This window comes from Bradyrhizobium sp., assembly GCF_049586575.1.
Taxonomy (GTDB): Bacteria; Pseudomonadota; Alphaproteobacteria; order Rhizobiales; family Xanthobacteraceae; genus Bradyrhizobium.
This window is the reverse complement of record NZ_JBAVCF010000230.1, coordinates 1-5,285: the sequence shown is the minus strand read 5'-3', so window position 1 is coordinate 5,285 and position 5,285 is coordinate 1. Positions and strand designations below refer to the sequence as shown.

Annotated in this window: 6 protein-coding genes and 1 pseudogene; 2 read left to right on the top strand and 5 right to left on the bottom strand. The window is 60.7% G+C overall.

All coding sequences use genetic code 11. From position 1 onward, the window contains the following. The coding region (locus WB528_RS08865) for a PAS-domain containing protein (RefSeq protein WP_423888046.1) at positions 1 to 703 on the bottom strand (703 nt) is incomplete at its 3' end. A gap of 224 nt (positions 704 to 927) precedes the next feature. On the opposite strand from WB528_RS08865, the pseudogene WB528_RS08860 reads away from it, so the two are divergent. After that, positions 928 to 1,286: pseudogene (locus WB528_RS08860) on the top strand (DMT family protein). Here the strand turns inward: WB528_RS08860 and WB528_RS08855 are convergent. The 4 genes from WB528_RS08855 to WB528_RS08840 form a co-directional block, all read right to left on the bottom strand. Then, the gene (locus tag WB528_RS08855) at positions 1,271 to 1,414 is read right to left on the bottom strand and encodes a hypothetical protein (protein WP_423888045.1); all 144 of its coding nucleotides are present in this window, start codon (positions 1,412 to 1,414) and stop codon (positions 1,271 to 1,273) included. The pseudogene WB528_RS08860 and the gene WB528_RS08855 sit on opposite strands and share 16 nt — an antisense overlap. 80 nt (positions 1,415 to 1,494) lie before the next feature. Then, positions 1,495 to 1,671, bottom strand: coding sequence for a hypothetical protein (locus tag WB528_RS08850; RefSeq protein ID WP_423888044.1), 177 nt, complete (start codon positions 1,669 to 1,671; stop codon positions 1,495 to 1,497). Between the two features lie 222 nt (positions 1,672 to 1,893). Next, on the bottom strand, positions 1,894 to 2,538 hold the full coding sequence (locus WB528_RS08845) for a glutathione S-transferase family protein (protein WP_423888043.1): 645 nt from the start codon (positions 2,536 to 2,538) through the stop codon (positions 1,894 to 1,896). Between the two features lie 181 nt (positions 2,539 to 2,719). Further along, the gene (locus tag WB528_RS08840; RefSeq protein WP_423888042.1) at positions 2,720 to 3,724 is read right to left on the bottom strand and encodes a phosphatase PAP2 family protein; all 1,005 of its coding nucleotides are present in this window, start codon (positions 3,722 to 3,724) and stop codon (positions 2,720 to 2,722) included. A 236-nt stretch (positions 3,725 to 3,960) separates the two neighbouring features. On the opposite strand from WB528_RS08840, the gene WB528_RS08835 reads away from it, so the two are divergent. After that, entirely contained in the window at positions 3,961 to 5,163 is a 1,203-nt protein-coding gene (locus WB528_RS08835) for a pyridoxal phosphate-dependent aminotransferase (protein ID WP_423888041.1), read from the top strand. The last annotated feature ends 122 nt before the right edge of the window (positions 5,164 to 5,285 follow it).

The window sequence follows — 5,285 nt, the reverse complement described above, 5'->3', positions numbered from 1 at the left end:
GCGTATAGCTCAGCATGCGCCCGCCGTCGGGCAATGCCGTGCAACTGAAGCGAAGCACCCGACCGTCTCTGAGATTGATGTTGATCGGCGTCGAGTCGCCTGCGCGCATCATTTCCGTGCGCTGCGCGATGAAGGCACTCAACTCCTCTTCCGGCATCTCCCAGGCGCCAGTGTCGCGGCCATGATACATCAGCGCGATGAACGGCGGATTGCTGTCGGCCTTTTCGTCGGGCAGCGCGAAATAATCGCGGAAGGCGCGGTTGATGAACTCGGCGCGGGTGTCGGAATCCAACAGCACGATGCCGATGTCGACCTGGTCGAGCGCGGCCGAAAGCCGTTCGGCGGTGGCGTGGTGACGGCGTTCCCAGGCGAGCGTATCAACCAGCCTTTGCCGCAGCAGACCGGTCAGAACCGCCGTGCCGGCGGCCGCCACCGTGAGCAGCCCAAGGCGGGTCAGGTCGTCCGACAAGGAACTGAGCGGAACGCCGCGCGCCGAAAAAATCAGCGGGGCGGAAGCAAGGGCGAGCGCCGCGCTGATCAGGCTCGAGCGCAGGCCGGACAGTGATCCGGCGAGCGCCACGATGCAAATGAACAGCGGCGCCGGATTGGAGAGGGTCAACGGCAGGTGATCGGTGACGAGCGCGATTCCTGCCGTGATGACGGTGAGAGCCGGTCCGAAAGTAGCGCGCCAGTCGATCTGCATGTCTCGCTTCCACACGAGAATAAGGCAGGCAGTGTGATGGAAAGTGATGCGTTGTGAGCGAAGTTTCGCGCCCTAACCTTAAAAAGCCGTTGATCGTTTGGGCGCAACTGTCCGGTCTTTATGTTTCGAATGATACTGGTTGGCTCGGGAACCCCGACTTCGTACGGATGGTTAGGGCTAGCTGCCAGCCAACGACCTGCCGTCGAACTCCTGAAAGGATATCCATGCCAACCGTGCCGCCGGCCATCCTGCCTATTCTCATGCTGTTCGGATCGGATCGAACATCTTCATGACCTTCGCCTGGTATGGCCATCTCAAGTTCAAGCAGAGCTGGCTTCCGGCGGTGATCCTGGTGAGCTGGGGAATTGCCTTTTTCGAATACTGGCTGGCGGTGCCTGCCAATCGCTGGGGCAGCGCGGTCTACAGCGCCGCGCAGCTCAAGACGATTCAGGAGGTGATCACCCTGATCGTGTTCGCCGTTTTCTCGGTGCTGTACCTGAAGCAGCCGCTGGGGTGGAATCACGCCCTCGGATTTGCGCTGATTGCGCTCGGCGCGTTCCTCATCTTTCACGAATGGTCGTAAGTCGGCGCCCTGAGATCGCGAAGCGGCGCTTCTTCGCCGCGCGTTCCGGCGGCGATCAGGCACGACATCGCCAGAATAATGGCCGCTACCAGCGCGGCCGTGACCAGTGCGGTAGGAGATTTCATCATCATCCGATCGCGATGCGGATCATCACGTAAGCCCGCGCCGAATCAAATCGGCTCCAAGAATCGGTTCTTAAGAAAATGAATTAAGCCGGAATGGGCAGGCCCGCGCCGAGCTTGCTCGACAGCACCGCGAAGGTGACCATCAGGCAAAGCGACAGCGAGCCGATCGCGAGCGAAGCCGCCGCCGCGTCCGTCAGCCGGGTTGATGCCACGGCCACTGCCGGGCTGCTAAAGCCGGCCGGGCCGGAAGGCCGGGTCATGGTCTAAATCCTTCGAACTACCGGTGCGGATCTGGATTTCTCGCTATCAGAACCCGCGGCGCCGCTGAGCGAATGCCAAATCAACCACACTGGCCGAATCACCCACGTTGAAATTTGTGACAGTTTTCACCGGCGAGATTGGGGCGGGGCAGGGACAAAAAAGCCAGAATCGCGGCGAACCGGGCGGTTTGCCCTCGCAGCTCGTCCCTGATTTTTTCCGTTTCAGGCCTCGGCCACGAGGCCTGCGGTCGCTTCCGCCGGAAGCGAATCCATCGTCACGAATCCGGGGACTTGCTCGACCCGTCTTAGCCAGGCTCGAACAGACGGAAAGGTCGACAGATCAAAGTCGCACTGATCGGCGACATGCGTGTAGCCGTAGAGCGCGATGTCGGCGATCGTGAATTGGCCGGCCGCGAAATAATCATGGGTCTTGAGGTGATTCTCCATCACCTGAAGCGCGGCATAGCCACGCTCCATCCAGTCTTCCAGCGCGTGGGTTTGCAGATCGCGGCCGCCCCGGACCAGCGCGAGCCAGAAATAGGCCGCGCCGATGTTCGGCTCCAGCGCGTGCTGCTCGAAGAACATCCACTGCAACGCTTCGGCGCGTTCGACGCGCGACTCCGGCGCCAGCGGCGTGCCGCCGGCGACATACCAGAGGATGGCGTTGGATTCGGCGAGGTAGCGCCCCTCGGCGACTTCGAGCAGCGGAACCTGGCCGGATGGATTCTTGCCAAGAAATTCCGGCGTGCGACTCTCGCCGCGCAGAATGTCGATCTCGATCGCGCGATAGGGCGCGTTGAGCAGAGCGAGCGCCAGGCGAACCTTGTAGCTGTTGCCCGAGCGTTGCATGGAATAGAGCTTGTACATTGCGAAACAGTTCGACCGGTGATGACGGGCGGGCAGCTTCTCCACCCGCAACTGGGCTAAACAATGATGCCGATGAGGAAGCGTCGCAAGGGTTGAAGCTGGAATAGGTCAAAAACCTCTACTGCACTGCAACCGAAGAAGTTCATGCCAGTGCAAAGGCGAGAGGCGACATCGTTCACACTTACGCGAGGGCGCGCGGCTTGGATTCCGCGGCGGGGAATAAGGTGGAGTCGGGAGTCATATCCGGCTCGATTGAGGGCGAATTCTCGATTCGGACGGTCTCTTCTCGCGAACCGTAAACAACGCGCCCTGCCGCGATCCAGCACACCACAGCGGTCGCCGTGCCGGCGATGATGTCGCTGAAATAATGGCCGCCATCGACGGGCGTCGCGCCGATCATCACGAGATTCAACAGCAGGAAAATCCAACGGAGATATCTGACCGGCCACATCGCGAAGATAAAGAGCCAGCCGCCTGCCGTATGGAGGCTTGGAAAGGTAATGATGCCTTCGGCACCTCGCGCAACCAGTTCGCGGAACGTGCCGTCGCGCAATCCGTCGAAGATTTTCAGATGCAGTTGCTGGGTTACCGGAGTGATGTTCGGATAGTTGCTTGTCGTCAGGTGGAAGTAACCCCAGACGCCTTGGGCCGGCATAAGGGCGGAGACCGCGATGGTAATGAGGGCCGCCAAAATAAAGCTCAAGATATACAGCCGCAAATGGAGCAGATGACCCGCCAATCCCAAGACAAGGATGACGACGGCGGCTTGCGGCAGGAAGCTGGAATAGGCGGCGGCAAAAATCTCGTGAAGCGCAGGGTGGTTGTTCATGATGTCGAGCCAGCCCATCCAGTCCAGCCCAAGGTCTCGATCCCAGGAGGCAAAGCTCTGGTCCCAAAGCGGGAGTAGCGCGCTTGCCGCGACGTAGGAAAGCGGCGCGGCCAGTGCCGGAAACAAGGCAAACTGCGCCGTACACAGCAACGCCGATGCGAGGCGCTCTTCCTTCCGGGCTGAATAGAAACGACCCGCCGCGTAAAGCAAGACGCTGGCGGTCCCAACAAGCCCGAACGATGCCCATTCGAGATGGAACGAGCCGCCGGCGCATGCCGCCACGACCGGGGCTGCTGTGAACCCGATCAGGGCCCAAATCAGACGGTCGGCGCGCCGCAAACGATCATTGTCCGTCATCGACCAGAGCCCCTCTGTTGGCACACGATCTTTCGAAAAGACGCCTTCCACGTTCCGGATATTGCTCTATCAACGGGGCCTTTGCGGATCGTTAATCGGAAGCGGCCGAGAACGACAAAGTATCGGTAAAATCGCAGCTTTTTGCTTGCCGCTGCATAGCAACAGTTTTAGAAGCAACACGTGCGCCTGTTGTCTTGTGCCGGCCGCATCTTTCAACCAAAAATCTGGAGCCGATAATGCCTTTCCTGTCCGCTGCGCTCGACCGTGTGAAGCCGTCCGCGACGATTGCGGTCACGGATAAAGCACGCGAGCTGAAAGCGGCGGGACGTAACGTCATCGGCCTCGGCGCGGGCGAACCCGACTTCGACACCCCCGCCAACATCAAGCTGGCGGCGATCCATGCGATCGAGGCCGGCAAGACCAAGTACACCGCGGTGGACGGCATTCCCGAATTGAAGCAGGCGATATCAGCCAAGTTCGAGCGAGAGAACGGCCTGTCCTACAAGCCGAACCAGATCACCGTCGGTACCGGCGGCAAGCAGGTGCTCTACAATGCGCTGATGGCGACCATCAATCCCGGCGACGAGGTGATCATCCCGGCGCCGTACTGGGTGAGCTATCCGGAAATGGTGGCGCTCGCCGGCGGTGAATCGGTTCCGGTCGTGTGCACGGCGAAGCATGGCTTCAAGCTGCAGCCCGACGCGCTGGAAAAGGCGATCACGCCAAAGACCAAGTGGATCATCCTCAACTCGCCGTCGAACCCGACCGGCGCGGCCTATACGCGCGCCGAATTGAAGGCGATCACCGACGTGCTGGTGAAGCACCCGCAGGTCTGGGTGATGACCGACGATATGTACGAGCACCTGGTCTATGACGACTTCGTGTTCGCGACGCCGGCCCAGGTCGAACCGAAACTGTACGAGCGCACGCTGACCGTGAACGGCGTCTCCAAGGCCTATTGCATGACCGGCTGGCGCATCGGCTATGCCGGCGGCCCGGCGCTGCTGATCAAGGCGATGTCGACGATCCAGTCGCAGTCGACGTCGAACCCGTCGTCGATCGCGCAATGGGCCGCCGTCGAGGCGCTCAACGGCCCGCAGGATTTCATTCCGGCGAACAACAAGGTGTTCAAGGAGCGGCGCGACCTCGTGGTGTCGATGCTCAACCAGGCCAAGGGCATCGATTGTCCGCGGCCGGAAGGCGCCTTCTATGTCTATCCGTCCTGCGCCGGCACCATCGGCAAGACTTCGCCGTCGGGCAAGGTCATCGCCGACGACCAGGATTTCGTCACCGAACTCCTGGAAACCGAGGGCGTTGCGGTGGTGCAAGGGTCGGCGTTCGGACTGGGACCGGCGTTCCGCATCTCCTACGCCACCAAGACCTCCGATCTGGAAGACGCGTGCAAACGCATCCAGCGTTTTTGCGGCAATTTGCGCTAGTGCCCACTTTCCGAAGTTCGTGCTCCATCGCAGCACCCACCTTCACGAACTTCGGAAAGTCATGGGCACTAGCAAACTTATTGATTCTAGTACCGCTTTGTCGATCTGAAGTCCCTGATCGA